General features: G+C 73.5%; 16 protein-coding genes. 5 read left to right on the top strand and 11 right to left on the bottom strand.

Annotated features, from left to right (window positions below; genetic code table 11):
- Window positions 1–62 precede the first annotated feature (62 nt).
- Both EXU48_RS01550 and EXU48_RS01545 read left to right on the top strand, forming a co-directional pair.
- Window positions 63–530 carry a MarR family winged helix-turn-helix transcriptional regulator gene (locus EXU48_RS01550; RefSeq protein ID WP_133105810.1) on the top strand — a complete coding sequence of 156 codons (468 nt, stop codon included), beginning with the start codon at window positions 63–65 and terminating at the stop codon, window positions 528–530.
- 198 nt (window positions 531–728) lie between these two features.
- Window positions 729–1,319, top strand: a complete 591-nt coding sequence (locus EXU48_RS01545; protein WP_133105809.1) for a GNAT family N-acetyltransferase — start codon at window positions 729–731, stop codon at window positions 1,317–1,319.
- A 6-nt stretch (window positions 1,320–1,325) separates the two neighbouring features.
- On the opposite strand, the gene EXU48_RS01540 is transcribed toward EXU48_RS01545, so the two are convergent.
- Window positions 1,326–1,916: a YqeB family protein gene (locus EXU48_RS01540; protein ID WP_133105808.1), complete on the bottom strand. Its 591-nt coding sequence runs from the start codon at window positions 1,914–1,916 to the stop codon at window positions 1,326–1,328.
- A gap of 59 nt (window positions 1,917–1,975) precedes the next feature.
- Here EXU48_RS01540 and EXU48_RS01535 point away from each other — a divergent pair, with 59 nt between their 5' ends.
- Window positions 1,976–2,584: a TetR/AcrR family transcriptional regulator gene (locus EXU48_RS01535; protein ID WP_133105807.1), complete on the top strand. Its 609-nt coding sequence runs from the start codon at window positions 1,976–1,978 to the stop codon at window positions 2,582–2,584.
- 1 nt (window position 2,585) lies between these two features.
- Here EXU48_RS01535 and recD read toward each other — a convergent pair whose 3' ends face one another.
- The 10 genes from recD to EXU48_RS01485 all read right to left on the bottom strand — a co-directional run bounded on the left by recD (window position 2,586) and on the right by EXU48_RS01485 (window position 16,366).
- Window positions 2,586–4,442, bottom strand: coding sequence for an exodeoxyribonuclease V subunit alpha (gene recD / locus EXU48_RS01530; RefSeq protein ID WP_133105806.1), 1,857 nt, complete (start codon window positions 4,440–4,442; stop codon window positions 2,586–2,588).
- On the bottom strand, window positions 4,439–7,864 hold the full coding sequence (locus EXU48_RS01525) for a UvrD-helicase domain-containing protein (RefSeq protein WP_207947576.1): 3,426 nt from the start codon (window positions 7,862–7,864) through the stop codon (window positions 4,439–4,441). Before EXU48_RS01525 ends, recD begins: the two co-directional genes overlap by 4 nt.
- A complete protein-coding gene (recC, locus tag EXU48_RS01520; protein ID WP_133105805.1) occupies window positions 7,861–11,340 on the bottom strand; it encodes an exodeoxyribonuclease V subunit gamma in 3,480 nt (1,159 codons plus the stop codon). The genes EXU48_RS01525 and recC overlap by 4 nt, the downstream gene beginning before the upstream one ends.
- A 33-nt stretch (window positions 11,341–11,373) precedes the next feature.
- Window positions 11,374–11,730: a hypothetical protein gene (locus tag EXU48_RS01515; RefSeq protein ID WP_133105804.1), complete on the bottom strand. Its 357-nt coding sequence runs from the start codon at window positions 11,728–11,730 to the stop codon at window positions 11,374–11,376.
- A 39-nt stretch (window positions 11,731–11,769) separates the two neighbouring features.
- Window positions 11,770–12,381, bottom strand: a complete 612-nt coding sequence (locus EXU48_RS01510; protein ID WP_165962649.1) for a copper resistance CopC family protein — start codon at window positions 12,379–12,381, stop codon at window positions 11,770–11,772.
- A gap of 234 nt (window positions 12,382–12,615) precedes the next feature.
- Window positions 12,616–13,239, bottom strand: coding sequence for a hypothetical protein (locus tag EXU48_RS01505; protein ID WP_133105802.1), 624 nt, complete (start codon window positions 13,237–13,239; stop codon window positions 12,616–12,618).
- Window positions 13,240–13,428: 189 nt separating this feature from the next.
- Window positions 13,429–13,875: a hypothetical protein gene (locus EXU48_RS01500; RefSeq protein ID WP_133105801.1), complete on the bottom strand. Its 447-nt coding sequence runs from the start codon at window positions 13,873–13,875 to the stop codon at window positions 13,429–13,431.
- A gap of 41 nt (window positions 13,876–13,916) precedes the next feature.
- The gene (locus tag EXU48_RS01495) at window positions 13,917–14,723 is read right to left on the bottom strand and encodes a sulfite exporter TauE/SafE family protein (protein WP_133105800.1); all 807 of its coding nucleotides are present in this window, start codon (window positions 14,721–14,723) and stop codon (window positions 13,917–13,919) included.
- Window positions 14,723–15,733, bottom strand: coding sequence for a Gfo/Idh/MocA family protein (locus tag EXU48_RS01490; RefSeq protein WP_207947575.1), 1,011 nt, complete (start codon window positions 15,731–15,733; stop codon window positions 14,723–14,725). The genes EXU48_RS01495 and EXU48_RS01490 overlap by 1 nt, the downstream gene beginning before the upstream one ends.
- Window positions 15,734–15,820: 87 nt before the next feature.
- On the bottom strand, window positions 15,821–16,366 hold the full coding sequence (locus EXU48_RS01485) for a hypothetical protein (RefSeq protein ID WP_133105798.1): 546 nt from the start codon (window positions 16,364–16,366) through the stop codon (window positions 15,821–15,823).
- A gap of 83 nt (window positions 16,367–16,449) precedes the next feature.
- Here EXU48_RS01485 and EXU48_RS01480 point away from each other — a divergent pair, with 83 nt between their 5' ends.
- Together EXU48_RS01480 and EXU48_RS01475 are read left to right on the top strand one after the other, a co-directional pair.
- Window positions 16,450–17,376: a DNA-3-methyladenine glycosylase family protein gene (locus tag EXU48_RS01480; protein WP_133105797.1), complete on the top strand. Its 927-nt coding sequence runs from the start codon at window positions 16,450–16,452 to the stop codon at window positions 17,374–17,376.
- Between the two features lie 104 nt (window positions 17,377–17,480).
- Complete coding sequence (locus EXU48_RS01475; protein WP_133105796.1) at window positions 17,481–18,722, top strand: hypothetical protein; 1,242 nt, start codon at window positions 17,481–17,483, stop codon at window positions 18,720–18,722.

The raw sequence follows: 18,722 nt of genomic DNA, 5'->3' as shown, positions 1-18,722 counted from the left end.
GAGCCTTGACAGATGACACACCGCAACTAGGATTACTTGAACCATAAACAAAAGGAGTGGAGATGTCGGAGCCGCACTGGCTGACCCAGGAGGAGCGCGCAACGTGGCTCGCGCTCACGGGCCTGATCACGAAGCTGCCCGGCGCCCTCGACGCCCAGCTCACCCGGGACGCCGGGCTGAGCTTCTATGAGTACATGGTCCTGGCGATGCTCGCCGAGTCCGACGACGGCGTGCTGCGGATGAGCGCCCTCGCGGAACTCACGAACGGCTCGCTGTCCCGGCTGTCCCACGTGGTGCAGCGACTCGAGCGCCAGGACCTGGTCCGGCGGGAGACCTGTGCCGACGACCGCCGGGCCACGAACGCGATCCTGACCGACGAGGGCCGCGACCGCGTGGAGGCGGCCGCACCCGGTCACGTCCGGCACGCGCGCACACTCGTGGTCGACGCCGTCAGCGCCCAGGACCTGGCCACCTTCGGACGCGTCGGTGAGGCGATCCTCGACCGGGTCGCCGACCAGCGCCGCGGCTGACCGACCCGCGTTCAGCGGTGAGATCGCACGTGAGGCCCTGACCTCGCACCGTGTGGTCGTGCGAGGTCAGGGCGCCACGTGCGATGTCGGTCCCCACGCTTCCGCGGAAGCGCGCCGCGGCGAACCACCGGTCGACCCACCGGGTCGCCCCGCCCCGCCGTCGGGCACTGGACGAACCGTGTCCTACGGTGGGCACCGATGGAGATCACCGGAACCCGCGTGCAACTGCGGGACTGGACCGTGGCCGACGACCCGCGGGTCCGTTCACTGCTGGACCCGGCGCGCCCCTGGCACCTGACGAACGGCCCGTACTTCGCGGCGCCCACCGCGGAGTCGATGGAGGCGATGCGGGTCGGGATCCTCACGCTGGCGGCGACCGAGGAGGCGGCTCGCCCCGATCCGCGCGGCATGCTCGCGGTGGTGGACCGTTCCGAGGACACGCTCGTGGGTGCCGTGAGCTGGTACTGGGAGAGCCGCGAGACCGACTGGCGGCGCCTCGGCATCGGCATCCACGACGAGGCGTACTGGGGCCGCGGCCTGGCCACCGAGGCGATGGCGCTGTGGACCTCCTACCTCTTCGACACCACCGACGCCCTCCGCCTCGATTTCGCCACCTACTCGGGCAACGAGGGCATGATCGGCGTCGGCCGCCGACTCGGTTTCGTGGAGGAGGGGCGGTTCCGCCGGGCACGGCGCTGGTCGGGCGGGGTCCACGACTCGGTCGTCATGGGCGTGCTCCGCGAGGAGTGGGACGACCTGCGCGCGGCGTGGCCGGCCACCGACTCCTGAGGTGACTCAGCCCTTGGCGTCCACCATCTCCCACGGGTAGCCGTGGGCGACGAACGCATCCCGGACCTTCACCCGCGGCGCCTCGACGTCGCCCTTGTACAGCTGCCGGCCCTCGACGGAGTCGATCATCAGCGCGCTGCCCTCCCGGTACACGCCGGCCACCTGGGCCCGCTCGATGCGGCGCTCGTCGTCCCCCTTGACGATCCGGATCTCGGCGCCGGAGACGGTGATGCGAGGACTCCCGGAGATCACGACCGCGGCCACGACGAGACCGACCAAGGCACCGATGACCGGACGCAGCACCATCAGCTCCGGCGCCTCGAAGGAGCTGAGGTGTTCGATCGGCCCGGCGAACGGGATCGGGTACCGGGCGGCGACCGTGCCCAGCCAGGGCAGCAGGAAGCCCACGCCGACCCCGAGCGCGGCGCCGATCACCGCGACCAGCCACTTGTCCTGTGTGCCCATCGCGAGCACGGTGGCCGGCTCGTCGCTCGACGGCGGTCGGGGCCCGACGGCGGCGCTCGGCTCCGGTGCCTCGGCGGCGCCTTCCGCGAGACGTCGGTGGTAGTCGTCCATTGCGTTGAAGTCCCGTGCCATGATCCCCTCCCACGTGGTGGAACAGCACTGTACCAGCCCGGTACGGTAGAGTTCCACAGGTGACCAGGACGCGCGATGCCGACCACCCGGCCCAGGGCGTCGGTGCGCTCTCGCGGCAGGCGATGATCGACGGCGCGATCGAGATCCTCGCGGCCGACCCCTCCGCCTCGCTCAGCGAGGTGGCACGCCGTCTCGGCGTCGGCAGGACGTCCCTGTACCGGCACTTCTCCGACCGCGCCTCGCTGCTCGCCCGGGTGCAGGCGGAGGGGGCGCGACGCATCATCGCCGCGCACGTCGCCGCCGACCTGAGCGCGGGCACCGGTCTGAGCGCGTTGGAGCGCCTCTGTGAGCACCTGTTCGAGCTCGGCCCGGTGCTGTCCCTGCTCTTCGCCGACAACCCGCTGATCACCGACGAGGCCCTGGCCGATCCATCCGTGTCCGTCGCCGCCGGCGGCGACACCCTGCCGCGCGAGCCCGTGACCCGTACGGTCCGGCGCGGGCAGTCCGACGGTTCGATCGACCCGGGGCTGGACCCGGTCTGGGTGGAGCTGTACCTGTGGATGACCCTCGCCGCCGGACATCTGTACGCCACCCAAGCGAACTCGCGCCGGGCCGGGTTGGACCGGGTGCTGGAGGCGCTGGGCCGCACCTTGGGCCCGCCGGTCTGACTCAGCCGGTCGCGAGCCGCTGCCGCAGGCCGCTGGCGCGCTGGACCCGGCGTGTGATCGCGGCTCGGACGGCCGCCTCGCTGCCGACCACCCGCACGGTGCGCTCGGCCCGGGTGATCGCCGTGTAGAACAGCTCCCGGGTCAGCAGCGGCGAGTCCTCCGGTGGGAGCAGCACGGTGATCTCCTCGGCCTGGCTGCCCTGCGCCTTGTGGATCGTCATGGCGTGCATCGTGTCGACGTCGCCGAGGCGGCTCGGACCGAACGGCTGGTCGCCCGCACTGCCCCGGATCACGGCGACCCGGCCGCGGGTACCGTCCGCGCGCCGGGTCGCGACGACCACGCCGGTGTCCCCGTTGAGGACGCCCGTCGCGTAGTCGTTGGCGGTGACGAGCAGCGGACGGCCGACGTACATGGGGTCGTAGAGCACGTCCCCGGTGTCCTCGGTGAGCCAGTCCTCGACGTGGCGGTTCCAGGTGCGCACGCCCCACGGTCCCTCGCGGTGGCCACACAGGAGCCGGCGCCTTCCGAGCAGGTCAAGGGCGTCGTCGGCGCGACCGGCCTGGGCGGCCCGGTAGACGGCGAGGGCGTGGTCGGTCAGGATCGGCCGCAGGGCCCGGGTCGGGTCGGGATCCTCGACCCAGATCACCCCGGAGTCGTGGCCGCCCGCACGGAGGGCGTCGACGACGGCGTCCCCGTCGCCCAGGCGCACGGCGTCCGCCAGGGCGCCGATGGTCCGGCCGAAGCGGTGTGGCGTAAGCAAGCGGACGACGGCGACCGGGCCCGGGTCGGGCCCGGCGGCCTCCTCGGCGCCGGCGACGAGGTCCGCGAGGACCGCGCCGGCATCGACCGAGACGAGCTGGTCAGGGTCGCCGACCAGGATCAGCCGGGTCGTCGGGCGCAGGGCCTCGAGCAGCCTGGCCATGTGGGTCAGCGAGACCATCGACGTCTCGTCGACGAGCACCACGTCGTGGGGCAGGTGGTGGTCGCGGTCGTGACGGAACCGGGTCGAGGAGTCCGGCCGCCTGCCGAGTAGCCGGTGCAGGGTGACCGCTCGCACGCCCGCCAGCGGCTCGAGCAGCGCCCGGGTGACGGGCTCGTCGGTGCGCGCCAGGATCTGCTCGAGCGCGTCCGTGACCGCCTCCTGCATGCGCGCGGCGGCCTTGCCGGTCGGGGCGGCCAACCCGACCCGTAGCGGCCGCCCCGGCTCGGCCTGCTCGGCCAGCAGGGCGAGCACCCCGGCCACCGTGCTGGTCTTGCCCGTGCCCGGGCCACCGGTGAGGACACTGGTCCAGGAGCCGATGGCCACCCGGGCCGCGTCCCGCTGTTCCTCCCAGCCGTCCCCGAACACCCGGGACAGGCCCGCCTGGAGCAGGTCGGCGTCGACGACCGGCGCCGGCTGCGCAGCCCGCGCCATCAGGTCGGCGACGACCTGGACCTCCTGATGGTGGTAGCGCTGCAGGTAGACCAGCCCGTGCTCGAGCACCAGCGCGCCCTTGCGGACGAGCGAACTGTCCCGTAGCTGCTCGAGCCACTCGTCGGGATTTGCCCACGGCAGGACCGGCGGGTTCTCGAGGGCGCGCAGCGCCGCGTCGAGCTGGGCGAGGTCCACGGCCACGGATCCGGTGCGGACGGCGCGGGTCGCCAGCGCGGCCGCAACCAGGGCCGCGTCCGCGGACGTCACCTCGATGCCACCGGCGGCTCGGCCGAGGGTCCTGGCCACGTGCAGATCCGGCGCGGTCAGCAGGCCCGCCGCGTTCAGCGCCCCCAGGAGTCCGGTCGCGTCCCGGGCGAGCCGGCGGTCACGCTCGTCGGTGGGTTCGAAGAGCTCGAGCGGCGGTGCCGTCGTGGTCTCGGTCATGCCGCACCTTCCGAGAGGCCGTCGAGCAGGTCGGAGACGTCCTGCACGAGCGCGACCGGCGGTCGCCAGGAGAAGACCCCGCACGGTTCGGAGTCGATGACCGGCGTCTGCGGTCCACACATGCCCCGCACGTACAGGTAGAGGACGCCGCCGAGGTGCTTGCGGGGGTCGTAGTCGCGCAACCGCCAGCGCAGGAACCGATGCGCGACCACGGCGTACAGGAGGGCCTGCAGCGGGTAGGACGAGTGCCCCATCGCCTCCGCCAGCGCCTCGGGGCGGTAGGCCGCCGCGGTGAGCGGCTGCTCCGGGTCGTTGAACGGGCCGAGCCAGTTCGTCTTGTAGTCCACCACCAGGTAGGTGCCGGCCGTTCCGCTCGTGCGGAGCACGACGTCGACCGACCCGGTCAGGTAGCCGCTCAGTTCCTGCTGGGCCAGCATCGGCTGGGAGTCGAGGACGTCCGCCCAGTCCCGGACCGGGTCGCCTGCCTTCAGGTGCCGGCGCAGCAACGGCGCGAGGTCGCCCAACCGACCCCGGGGCCCGACGCCCCGGACGTCCCCGCCGCCCAGCGGCAACTCGAAGTCCAGTTCGCAGAGGCGGTCCCGGCTGCCGATGTCGCGCAGGGTGAGCCCGGGAGCGAGTGGCCCGAGGGGACTGTCGCAGACCGCGACCAGCGCATCGGCCAGGTCCTCGGGCTCCAGGTCCACCGGCCACCACACCAGCTGCTCCCGGATCTGCCCCAGCAGTTCGGCACGCAGGTCCCGAGCCTGTGGGTCGGCGTGTTCGAGCACACCGTGTACCAGGGAGCCGAAGGTCGCACCGACCGGGAGGTGCGCCATCGGGGAGGGCACGTCCGCCCCGGGGATCAGGGTGTCGAGCCCGGGCAGGGTCGGCTCGGCCGTCAGGACCGGCTGCGGGGTGTCCGGCTCGTCGTCACGTGGGGTGAGGTCGGGCTCGCTGCCCACACCGCCGGGTTCGGGTCCGTCGGCACCCTTCGGGGTGCTGAGCGCGGTGTAGGAGGTCCGCCGCCAGCCGGTGTCGATCGCCCGGTCGAGCCCACGGATCGAGAGCTCCGGCACCGGCGCGGCCGGGGGCGCGGGGACGACCGCGGCGTGGTCGGCGGCCTCGAGCGCGAACGCCCCGTGGTCGGCCCAGGCGCGCAGTTTCGCGGTGGCGAGGTCATCGGAGCGGGGCGTGGGGACCGCGTCCGGGACCACGGCGACGCCGTCGGGATCCCGTCCGAACAACAGGCGGTGCAGGGCCGAGTTCGGCGTGTTGTTGGTGGGTGACCACCACATCACCACCTGGGACTGGGCCCGGGTCACCGCGACGTAGAGCAACCGGAGCGCCTCCCCTGCCTCCTCGGCCTTGTGCCGGGCGACGGAGTCCGACCAGCCCTGGTTGTCGGTCTCACCACCCACGTCGCGGCACCGGGTGCGCGCCCCGTCCGCCTCGTGGAACTGCGGGATGTCCGGCGTCTTGGCCACGTGGCGGTCGAAGAGGGCGGGGCAGTAGACGATCGGGTACTGCAGCCCCTTGCTCGAGTGGATGGTGACGAGCTGTACGGCCGCTGCGTCGGAGTCGAGGCGCCGGGTCCGGGCCCCGGAGGCCTGCACGGCGTCGTCGGCCATCTGCGCCCGGAGCCACTCGATCAGACCGGCGAGCCCCAGCCGGCCACCGCCGGGTTGCTGGCTGGTCTCGTGCAGGAGTTCCCCGACATGTTGCAGGTCGGTGAGGGTGCGCTCCCCACCCACGTGAGCAAGGGTCCGAGCGGACAGACCCTCGATCCCCACGGCCTCGAGGACCGCCGCGGCGCCCTGCCGGTCGTAGACGTCGGCGAGGCGCCGGTGCCGCGCGGACAGCTCGTCGTCGAGGTCGTCGCCGCCCGCGTCCAGGGCGACGGCGGTCATCCCGCCCAGGTCGGTCAGAGCTGAGGCACGGGTCAGCGTGGCCCGGTGTGGGGCGGCCATCGCCTCGAGCAGGGCGAGCCAGTCGTGCGCCGCACGGCTACGCAGGACGCTGCCGCCCCCGGCGCTGACCGCGTGGATGCCGAGCCGCCGCAACTCCTTCTGGGCGGCGAGCAGGTCCCGGTTCGTGTGGGCCAGGACGGCGATGTCGCGAGCCTGGATCGGACGCGGCGGCAGCGGGTCACCGTCGAGGTCAGGAGCGTCGTCGAAGGTGGCACCCGACGCGAGCAGCTCGGCGATGTCGAGGGCCAGGTCCCGGGAGATGTGGTCACGGGTGGCGCCGATGGCGGCGCTGCCACCCAGGTGCTGCTTCCTGAGGACCTGCCTGAGCCGCACGGGTCCCGGGCGCGGCAGTCCGTGCAGCCGCGAACCCTGCCTCCGGGCCCGGACCGGAACCACGGCGATCTCGGTGTCGCCGAGCGCCGCACCCCGGAGCATGCCCTGGAGTGCGTCGACGACCGGCGCGTCGCTGCGGTGATTGGTCGGTAGCGTGCGCCTGTCCTGCGCGTGTGCCGCCGCCTTGAGGTAGGTGACGACGTCCCCGCCGCGGAAGGCGTAGATCGCCTGCTTCGGGTCGCCGATGAGAACCATGGTGGCGTGGCCCGCGAAGGCGCGCTCGAGGACCTGCCACTGGATCGGGTCGGTGTCCTGGAACTCGTCGACCAGCACGACCTTCCAGCGGGTACGCATCCGCTGCGCCGCGAGGGAGTCCGGAACGGCGAGGGCTCCGGCGAGCTGGGTGAGCAGGTCGTTGTAGTGCATCACCTGGAGCCGACGCTTGCGGCGTTCGAGCTCGGCGCGGACGGCCTGGGCGAACCGCGCCCGTCGCACCGGCTCACTGCGCCGGTCGCCGGTGTCCGGGTCGGGACGCAACTCGGCGTGGACGTCGTCGACGACCGCCCGGGCGATATCCAGGGCCTGCCGCCGACTGAAGAACGGCGCCTGCCGCGAACCGACGAAGCCGCGCAGGTAGAGGTCGTCGACCACCTCCACGAGCAACTCGTCGAGGTCCTCGACCAGTTGCGCGGACGCGTCGGAGGTCCCGGCCACGCCGAGGGAGCGCAGCACCTGGTGGCAGAACTGGTGGGTGGTGGCGATCGTGGCCTCGTCGAAGGACGTGAGCGCCCGGCGGACCCGGCCGAGCCTTCGGTCCCGCTCGGCCTCATCGACGTCGAGCAGGAGGTCGATCAGCGGGCCCGGGGCGCCGGCAGCGGGCTGCGGATGCTGCAGCGCCCGCTCGACCTGGACGAGCTGCTCGCGCACCCGGGCCCGCAGTTCCTGGCTCGCGGCCCGGCCGAAGGTGATGATGAGCATCTCCGTGAGCTGGGCGCGGCCCTCGGCGACGTAGCGGGCCACGAGCGCCGCGATGGTCCAGGTCTTGCCCGTGCCGGCCGAGGCTTCGAGCAGCACGGTGCCGGACGGCAGCGGGTCCGTGATGGAGAAGTCCTGGGAGATCACAACCGCTCCTCGCTCTCGGCGCCGAGGACCAGAACGGGCTCCCAGAGCTGCAGTGCGAGCTGGCCGAATCTGGTTCCGACCCCCGTGCGCCAGTGTTCGTCCTCGCGGGGTTCCCCGGCGACGTCCCAGAGGCCGGCGTCCGGACCGAAGACCCGGACGAAGGCAGGATCGTCCTGCTCCCCGACGCTCGTGTACCAGCCCGAGACCGTCTTCCACTTCTTCTCGGCCGCCTCCATGGCGGCGCCCTCGTCGCCCCCCTGCGCCCGGAAGGTCTGGGCGAACGCGTTCGCGGTCTGGATCGGCAGCGGCAGCGGCTCGGCCATGCCGCGGTCGTAGAGGTCGACCAGCTGGACCAGGATCGCGAGCGCCACCTGCTGGTCCACCGGCCCGTGTTCGTAGTGCCCGACGTAGGAGCGCCGGCCCAGCCTCAACTGGCCGAGGACGTGGCTGGTCGCGCCGGCATGACCAGCCGCGGAGAGCACGAGTGCGGTGACCCAGGACCGAAGGCGCTGCTTCGCGCGGATCGAGGAGTACGTCGAGGTGATCGCCCGCATCGGAGTGCCGTACAGGTCCGCGACCGTGCCGGTGAGCCGGCGACCGTCCGGGAGTTCGATGTCGATGTCCGTGCCCGTGGCCGGCCCGTCGCGGCGGGCGAGGGTCTCGCGGGCGATGCCGTCGACGTTCGCGGCGACGTCGGCCAGCAGGGCATTGCCGAGCTCACCCGGAGGCGCGCTGCCGCGCCAGTGTTCCTCCCGGCGGGCCTGGTCGAGGCGGGTGCCGCCGAGGACCGCGTCGAGCATGCGGTTGCCGATCTGCCACTTCTCGAGGCCGTCGAGGTCGATCGGGATGCCCTCGGACGCCGCCTCGGGGCCGTCGGGCAGGATCAGGCCGAGCCGCTGACGCAGGAACGCCTGGGCCGGCTGGGCCAGGAACCGCTGCAGGTTCGCCAGGTCGACGTCCTCGCCGCCCAGGGGCGGCAGCGGCTCGGGAACCAGCACGCCGGTCACGTCCGTCACGGCGACGCCGCCGCCAGCCGGACGGGACAGGTGGGCTCTGGCGCCCGCGAGCGCGCTCGGGTCGAAACTGAACGGCCGCCCCGCCGGGAGCAGCGCGGGCTCACCGGCGGTGGACCCGCCGAGGTTGCGCGCGTCGTAGGGCTGCAGCGGGTGCCGCCGCACCAGCGGGATCTCCTCGGGTCGCGTGGCGGTCCCGTGGAGCGCATCGAGCAACTCGCCGAGCGGCACCGCGGGCGGGCGTTCGGCACCGGTGTGCTCGTCGGCACCGGTGTAGGTGATGATGAGGGCCTTCTCGGCGGCCATGACAGCATCGAGGAGGAGCTGCCGGTCCTCGGCCCGGGTGTCCCGCTCACCGGTGACCGGACTCCGGGACAGGGCGTCGTCCCCATCGGGCGTGGTGGTGCGGGGAAAGACGCCGTCGTCGAGGCCGACCAGGGCGACGACCCGATGTGGCACCGACCGCATCGGCACCATGGTGCACACGGTGAGAGTGCCGGTCCGGAAGCTCGACCGGGTCGCCCGGCCGGCCAGGTGTTCGGCGAGCATCGTGTGCACGTCCGAGAGGGCGAGGTCGGTCGAGGATGTGCCGCGTCGGGCGGCGGACTCGATCCGGGCGAGCTCCCGTTCGAGCTGGGTGGCCTGCCAGGCGTCCGCCGGCGCCACGTCGGCGAGCCCGAGCACGCCCTCGCGCAACGTGCGGGTCCAGTCCCCCGCGGCCCGGCACTCATGCAGGGTACCGAGCGTGGTGCCGATCCGGTCGATCAGTTCCGCGAGCCGGCCGGCGAGGTCGATGTCACCGCTGTCGAGGTCGTCCAACGCCACGGTCTGCCCGAGGTGGGTGGTGTCCCGCCCGTCGAGGGCGGCGCCGGTGAGCACCCGGTCGAGTCCGGTCCGCCAGGTGTTCTGCGTGAAGTTGCCGAGCTGGTAGGTGGCCCGGTGGTTCGCGTCCAGCCCCCAGCGGATCGCGACCTCCTCGACCCAGCCCGCGATCCGGTCGAGGTCGTCGTCGTCGAGGGAGAACCGGCGCCGTACCGGCGCCGACCGGGCCAGGTCGAGGACCTCCCCGGCGGTCAGCCGACCGCCGGCCAGCTCGACCAGGCGCGCGGCGAGGCCGAGCAGCGGGTTGGTGTAGCCGGGCGCCCGGTCGGCGAGCATGACGCGCAGCCGGTGGGCCGGGTGACCGGCGTCGTCCGCGTCGGGTCGCACCGCACGCACCACCTCGCCGAGCCCGAAGCCGGCGTGCACGAGCGGCGCGTAGGCGTCGATGTCCGGGCACATCACGAGGATGTCGCGCGGCTCGAGCTCCGGGTGGTCCTCGAGGAGGCCGGTGAGCACGTCCCGCAGCACCTGGATCTGGCGTCCGCGCCCGTGGCAGGCGTGGATCTGGACCGACACGTCGTCGGCCGCGACGATCCGCGCGGCCCGCTCGGCTGCCGTCGGGACGTGGTCCGCCTTGAGGTCCTGCTGCAACCACCGCAGCAGCGAGGGCGGCTGCCCGGGCGACCCGTCGCCGTCGGGAAGCAGTTCGTCCTCCAGTTCGTCCTGCTCGGACGCCGTGGCCAGGGTGCGCTGCAGTTCGCGTGCATCGCGGCCGAGCGAGGCGAGCAGGGGGTGATCGATGTGGTCGACCGAGGCGTCCTCGATCCGCGGCGCGGGTCCGGCCGAGACGACCGCCCGCAGCGACTTCCACGCGGCCGGCGAGGCCTGCGGCAGCCAGAGGTGCACGTCCCGGTGCTCGGCGAGCGCGGCCAGGACCTCGACCTCGCTGGTGGCGATCCGGGTGTGCCCGAACAGCGAGAGGCGGCCCGGTAGTTCCAGGTCCGCGCCGCCGGCCTGCAGCGCGGCCACGACCTCCGCGTGGCGCAGGTCCGGCGCCGGTGCGTCGACGAGTTCGAGGACGGCCCGCCACAGGTGCGGCTGCCAGGCCAGGTCTTCGGGCAGTGGCTCGCCGAGCCCGTCGCCACCGCCACCGGTGCGCCAGTCGGCGACGATCGCGGGCCGCTGCACGGCGTACCCGGAGAGGAGCCCCGCGAGCCGCCGGGCGACGGCGTACCGGCGTCCCCGACGCAGGTCCTGCTCGGTCTCGTCGAGGGTGCCGTCCGCCCCGAGGTGGGTCGCCAGCGGGCCCGCCCAGGGTTCGTGCAGGGACTCGTCGATGGCCCGCAGCACGGTCCACGCGAGCTGGTCCGGGTGCCAGGGGTCGTCCCGCTCGATGCCGAGCACCAGCGAGATGAGCGAGTGCGGGTTGAGGAATCGCACGCCCGCGCAGACGCCGTCGCCTCCGCGTGTTCCGACACCGAGGCGGTGGGACAGCCGCTGCGCCAACCACCGCTCCACGCCCCTGGCGGGCACCGCGACGACCTCCTGCGCGAACGGGTCGGCCAGGGGCTCCGCAAGGAGGTCGGCGAGCCCGTCGGCCAGGGCGCCGGTGGCGGCCGCGCGGTGCAGGAACAAGGTCACGCCGGAACCATATCCGCGGGGTCGGACACGTGCTCAGCGCTCGTGGATACCGCTGCGGTCCGTGGTGTCCGGACCGGTGCCGCGCCGGTCCGCGGACCGGTCGTCGCCGGTGACCTCGACCGCCACGATCGCACCGTCGTCGCCGTAGACGAACGCCCCCCACGGCGGGTCGGCGGGCGTCGGCGATGGTGCCGGCAGTTCGCGCTGCTGCGCCAACTCCTGGAGCGCCTCGTGCCGGGTCGGGGCGAACACCTCGTCGATGATCCCGAACGTGCCACCGCCGTGGCCCTCACCGCGGCGGTCGCGCGGGCGCCGTTCCGTGCGCAACAGCGCCTCGATCATCACCGCGAGCGCCACCAGCGCGAGCAGGGCGACGAGCCAGGGTGACATCCACCCAGGCTACGCCGCCCCGCCCGCGACGGCTTGGGGTCAGGGGCGGTCTCCCGACCGCATCCGGCGTACCACCAGCGCGGCGGCCACCCCGATCACGGCCAGGGCGAGGGCCACGAAGGCGATGATCTCGCCGGGTCCGGATCCGCCATCGTCCGCATCCTCGTCCGCGGGCGAGGCGGACTCCGACGGCGCGTCCGACGCGGCGGGCTCGGCGTCGTCGGTGGTCACGGCCTCGGTCGGCTCGGTGGTCTCCGTGGGCTGCGCCGGCGTCGTGGTGGCCTCGGCGGGCGTGTCCACGGTGAAGTCGTACGTGCCGGAGATCGGGTGGCCGTCGGAGGAGACGACCCGCCAGGTGACCGTCCAGACGCCGGCGGGTACGCCGTCGGGCACTGGCAGTGCCACGTCGGCGCCGTCGACGACCGGCGGCTCCTCGGTCAGCACGGCGCCGTCGGGGTCGGTCAGGACGATGGCGGCGTTCAGGTCGAGGATCTCGTTGTTGAACGTGAGCCGGACCTCCGTGGGGGCCACGGTGAGGGTCTCCCCCTCCGCCGGGGCGGAGGAGACCAGGGTGTCGTGCGCCTGGGCGGCGCTCACGTGAAGGGTCAGGCCGAGGAGGCCGGCGACGGCGATCGTCGCCAGGGCGCGCACGCCCCGTGCCGCTCGGGATGCCGTTCGGCGTGGTGCTGCTCGGTGCGGGGTCGTGCCATTCTGTGCCGCTGAGGCCGCTGAGGCCGCTGAGGCCGCTGAGGCCGGGAGTGTGGCTGTGGACAGGGACATGGGTGAACCTCACAGGGGTCGGTCGGTGATGTCCGGGAGTACAGCCCCGGACGCAAGCGCTGATGCTCGCGCCACCGACCCCGCCGCACGCGTGAGCGTGCGGATTCAGGCGGCGGCGCGCGCCAGGGGTGGTCCCCGTCGTGGGGCAAGGTCCAACCAGACGATCCGCCCGTCGGGGCGTCGCGGTGTCGGGGACCTGCGACGGCCCCGGCCGACTGCCGCGGGCGTCGGGAGGACCCGCTCGGACAACACCGTGAGCAACGGCGTCAACCAGGTCCAGAGCGCGAACAGTGCCCGGTCCCCGCGCCAGAGCAGGGCGCCGTTGATCACGGTCGCGAGCAGGTGGGCGCCGAGCATCGTCATGGTGAGCGCGTGCCCACCGCCTGCGGGTGCGCAGTGCTGCATGGCCTCGGCGAGGGCCGCGCCGTGGGTATGGGCGCCCGCGGTGGTGCAGCCGGGAACTGCGCCGAGTCCGGCCGTGCTCGCGAACACGTGGTGCAGCGTAACCTGACCGGCGCCGAGGAGCGCCAGCACGGTGACGGCCCGCAGGCGGCGCCCGCAGGCCACGAACGCGACCAGCATCGTGAACGCCCCGGCGGCGGCCACCACGAGCAGGTCCCCGAGGCTGCCGCCGGCACCGACGTGCGCGCCGAGGGCGAGGCCGATGACGCTCACCGACACCGCGGTCGCGCGCAGCAGGCGCAGCGGGCCACGGCGAGGATCGGTCACCAGGCAACCCTACGCCGAGGGCCGGAACCCGGGTCCCGCCGGCACCGGTGGGGCGCTTCCGCGGAAGCGCCCGTGAGATAGCACCGGGCGCGTCGATCTCGTACTCGCGGAGGTCCGACGTCAGTGCGCCAGGTGCGATCTCGCCTCGGAGAGGCGGGGCCGGAGCCGACGCTTCGGGAGGCGGGTCGTTCAGTCCGCCGCCACCAGCGTCGCCACATCGACCACCACTTCGACAGCCCCACCGGTCGGACCATCGATGACGTCGCGTTCGGCGAGCGGGCGCTCCAGCCGGATCGTCTGGTACATCACGTACCCGACGTCGTCGCAACCGAAGTTGAACCGGGACCCGTGCGGCGCCACCACCAGCGTCGTGATGGTGACCGTGGTCTGGGTCTCCTCGACCTCGATCGAGTGCGGGTCCCCGCAACCGGGGCTGCCACCGGTGTACCGGACCACGAGCTCGCGCCCGCTCTCGCCCTGGACCGCCACCGCGTCGGTCCGGGCGTCGCCCACCACCGGGAACCCGACGGTCAGCGCCCACACGATCAGTGCCGCGGCCGCGGTCAGGATCGCGGCGACGAACCAGAGGGTCGAGGCCCGGATCCGTCGCCGGACGTTCTCATCGGGATCGGCCATGGCGTCATCATCGCGCACCCGAGCCTCACAGGAGCGGATCCTCAGAAGAGCAGGTACACCGCCCCCGCCACGGTCAGCACGATGACCAGCCTCTCGAACAGCGCCTGGTCGATCCGCGGTGCCAGCCACCGGCCGAAGAAGGCCCCTGCGATCACGGCCGGGATCAGCAGCAGATCCAGCAGCAGCCCGGGGACCGTGATCAGGCCGAGGCCGGCCTGGAACGGCACCTTCGTCACGTTCACGAGCGCGAAGAACCACGCGGACGTGCCGAGGAACCGCTTGACCGAGAACCGGGACGCGATGAAGTACATCGACATCACGGGCCCGCCGGCGTTCGCGACCATCGTGGTGAAGCCGCCGAGCGTGCCGTAGATGCCGGTCTGGAGGCGGCGGGCGAGCGAGCCGGCCGGCTCAGCCTCCACCGTCTCGGCCCCGGTCGCAGAGCGCGCCGCCGCCCGGATCTCCGCCCGCCGCCCAGCGGCCCGGCGCACGAGCGTCACCCCGATCACCAGCAGCAGGATGACCGCGATCACCCGCTGCACCCACGCATCACCGGCGAGCGCGAGGAACACCACGCCGAGGGCGACCCCCACCAGCACGGTCGGCACGAGCCGCCTCAACGTCGGCCAGTCGGCGTGTTTCCGGTACGCCCAGACCGCGAAGACGTCCCCGACGATGAGCAGGATCAACAGCACCGCCGTCGACTCCTTCGGCGGCAGCAGCGCCGCGAAGATCGCGATGGTGATCGTGTTCGCCCCCGGCAGGGCCGCCTTGGACAGCCCGACGATGAGCGCCCCGACCACGAGCAGCACCCAGGCGAGCGCGGTGAAGTCGGTGAGAGCGGGCATCAGACGAAGGTCAGCCCGTGCTCGGCGCGGTAGGAGGCGAGCAGGGTGTCGACGATCCGCGCGGTGCGGATGGCGCTGGTCCCGGTGCTCGGGCTGGTGCCCACCCCGGTGAGGTCGTCGACGACGGCCTGGATCAGGGGCTGTTGCACGGTGGCCGGGTACGGCGCCTCGATCCGTTCCTCGACGTCGCCGCGCAACAGTCGCAGCGGCTCCTGCGCGAACGTCGAGAAGGTCAGCGACCCGGCATCCCCGATCACCTCGACCTCGTCGCGGTACTCCCCGGCGGCGTAGCACCACAGGCCGGTGCCCCCCACGCCGGAGGAGAACTCGAACGCCGCGCTGACCAGGTCCTCCGCCGGGTAGGCGCCGGAACGGTTCGCGGCGTACCCGCTGACCCGCGCGATCGGCCCGAGCAGATGGTCGAGCAGGTCCAGCGTGTGGGACGCAAGATCCACGAAGTGACCGCCCCCGGAGATCTCCGGTCGCACCCGCCACGGCATCTCGCCGCCCTCGGCGATCGGCGCCGGCTGTTGGTTGCGGATGGCGACGGCCTGCACCGTACCGATCGCGCCGCCGTCGAGCAGGTCCTTGACCGTGACGAACCGCGGCATGGCGCGCCGGTAGTAGGCGACGAACAGCGGCAGCCCGGCGCGCTGCGCGGCGGCGTTCATCTGCTCGCACTCGACGGTGGTGCGGCCCATCGGCTTCTCGACATAGACGGGCTTGCCGGCCTCGAGGACGGCGATCGCGTAGTCGCGGTGCGAGTCCGGAGGCGTGGCGATGTAGACGGCGTCGACCTCGTCGTCATGGATCAGGGCCTCGGCGTCGTCGTAGGAGCGGGGCACACCGTGGCGACGCGCGTAGTCCGCGGCCTTGGCGCCGTCCCGGCGCATCACCGCGACGAGCTCGGAGGCGTCGGCCTGCTGGAAGCCGGGTCCGCTCTTGACCTCCGTGACGTTGCCGACGCCGATGATGCCCCAGCGCACCGTCGCGGGGGTGCGCGTGTTCACCGATGGATCCATGCCCCGCACCGTAGCCGTCGGCGCCGCACTCCGTCCGGCCCGCTCACCCCTCGGGCCGGCCGGTGCCGACGCCGCCTACGCCGCGTCGCGCGCCCGCTGCCCGATCGCCCGCAGCATGAGATGCCGGGTGAACCCGCTGCCCGGGCGGATCAGCAGCCAGTAACGCGCCATCGCCCGATGCGCCGCAGCGTCGGTCGTCACGATCCGCGTCCGGGTCACCACCCGGGTGCGCCCCGGCCCCGCATCCTCCAGTTCGAAGGCCATGATCGCCTTGCCGTAGCCGGGTTCGTCGAACGCGCGGAAGTCGTGGGCGTCGCGGACGTCGGCCCGGGAGTCGGCCTCGCCGAACCGCCACCACCGGCCGAGCAGCCCGAGCACACGCTCGCGGCCCTCCTCCTGCGCGAGCGGCAGGAACATCGCGCCCGACGGCGGCCGGTACCGTCGTCCGTTCAAGGCCACCCCGATCACGGCGCGGGCCGCGAACAGTGGGGCGGCGAGGCGCAGGTCCCGGAAGCGGAACGCCATCAGGGCGTCCCAGACGACGTCACGTGGCGCGTCGATGACGGTCGCGTGCCGTTCGGCGAACTCGGCGGTCGGCAGGAACTGGTCGGCGAGGCTCATGACCTTGAGGCTGTCAGCGGCCGGCCGGCGGCGGATCCCCCGCCCGGGGGAATCATCCCGGCAGCCGTGCCTACACTCGCGAGGTGAGCGGGCTGGAGCGCACCTGGCAGCCGGTCCGGGCGACCCCTCTGGGGCCGACGCTGTCGGCACTGCGCCGCGGCGCGTACGACCCGTGCTTCCGACGCGAGCCTGGTGGCGCCTACTGGCGCGGCGTGCGCACGCCCCGGGGGACCGCGGCGCTCCGGCTGCAGCAGGACGAGCCGGCCGCACCGGTGCACGCGCTGGCCTGGGGCGACGGCGCGGCGTGGGTCCTCGATGCCGTCCCCGCGATGCTCGGCGCGTTCGACGACGACACCGGGTTCGAGCCGGCCGCGCACCCGGCGCTCGCACCGCTCGCCCGTCGGCACCCGCACCTGCCCCTGACCCGTACCCACCTGGTCCTGGAGGCGCTGGTCCCGACGGTCATCGAGCAGAAGGTCACCGGGGCGGAGGCGTTCGGGTCCTGGCGCAGACTCGTCCAGCGCCACGGCGAACCCGCGCCCGGCCCCGCCGGTAACCATGGTCTGCGGGCGCCGCCCGCGGCGGCCGCGCTCGCGGCGATCCCCAGCTGGGAGTGGCTGCACCTGGGCATCGACCCGGCCCGCTCGCGCGCGATCGTCGCCGCCGCGCGGGTCGCGCCGTCCCTGGAGCGACTCGCCCGCGGCTCGTCCGCGGACGCCGACCGGGCCCTGCTCTCGCTCTCGGGCGTGGGCGTGTGGACCAGCGCGGAGGTGCGCTCGCGCGTGTTCGGCGACGCCGACGCGGTGAGTTTCGGCGACTACCACGTCGCCCGTAACGTCGGGTGGGCGCTCACCGGGAGAACGGTGGACGACGGCGAACTGGCCGTTCTGCTCGAACCGTTCCGTCCGCATCGCGGCCGGGTGCAACGCCTCGTGATGGCCGCCGGGGTGGCACCGCCGCGGCGCGGACCCCGGATGGCCGCGCGCACCCACCTGCCCGGGCGCGGCTGATGCCCTCGGGGAATCGGCACCCATCCGATCCTGTCCGGCTTCCGAATGGGTGGTGACGGACGAGGTGCGGATGTTCGTCGGTGTTCCAGACGGGAGGTGGTCCGATGGCCTCGGCAGTGATGGCCGAGCGGGCCCCCGCGCGCCCTCACCACGTCGCCGTCGCCCGATGGCTGCGCCTGCTGCTGCGGAGCCTGCTGCTGGTCTGCGGGGCGATCGGCGTCGGGGTACTCCTCGCCGGACCGGCCGCCGCGGACGACGGTGAGGGCGACGAGGGCGCCGGCCTGTTGGGCGGGCTCGTCGAGGAGGTCGGGCAGCCCGTGACCGACCCGGTCACCAGCGTGGCCGAGACCCTGGCCGAACCGGTCGCCGAGACCGTCGTGGCACCGGTCACGGAGACCGTCGTCGAACCCGTCACCGAGGCCGTCGTCGAACCGGTCGCCGAGACCGTCGTTGAGCCCGTCGTCGAACCAGTCGCCGAATCGGTCGTGCCACCGGTCACGGAGACGGTCGTCGAACCCGTCACCGACACCGTCCTCGAACCCGTCACCGACGCCGTCGTCGAGCCGGTCACCGACACCGTCGTCGAGCCGGTCACCGACACCGTCGTCGAGCCGGTCACCGACACGATCGTCGAACCCGTCGTCGCGTCCTCGGCCGGCGCGCTCACCGAGCCGGTCGTCGAGGCGATCGCTCCCGTCGTCGAGCCCGTGCTCGGCAGCACCGGCGGGGCTCTGGCGCCGGTCAACGACGCCCTGCGCCCGATCACGGCCGCGCTCGGCCCGGTCGTCGACGCCGTCGAACCGATCACGGGGGCACTCGCCCCGGTCACCGACGCCATCGCCCCGATCACCGACCCGCTGCTGCCCGGCTCGGGAGTCGTCCCCGGGAGCCCGACAACGCCGAGCCCGCCGCGCACCCCGGACACACCGCAGGACTCCTCGCGAACGATCCCGGCCGCCGTCGGGGGTCCGGACACCGGCCCAGCACCGACCGTGGACGACGCCATCCTGGACCCGGCCGGCGCCGTCGCACCCTCCTCGTCGCCCACCGCGGGCACCGTGGGCACCGTGGGCACCGTGGGCACCGTGGGCACCGTCGGGACCACGGCCGGCTCGGCCCCCACCGGTGACCGTCCGGGACCCGCCGACGGTCAGCCGCGGCCGCTGCCCGCCCCGCTGCCGCCCACCTCGGCGTTCGGCTCCAGCGGCGGTGTGCACGCCTCCTCCGAGCACGCGGTGCTGGCGGCAGCCACTCCCGTCCCGGCCCTGCTCGGGGCCGGTGACCGTGGCGAGGACGACCTCCTCGCAGATCCACTGAGCACGCGTCCGGGCTTCGCCCCGGACTGA

Source organism: Occultella glacieicola (genome assembly GCF_004353825.1).
GTDB classification, from domain to species: domain Bacteria; phylum Actinomycetota; class Actinomycetes; order Actinomycetales; family Beutenbergiaceae; genus Occultella; species Occultella glacieicola.
Note: the sequence above shows the minus strand (reverse complement) of the source record. Positions and strands in the feature narration are given on the sequence as shown.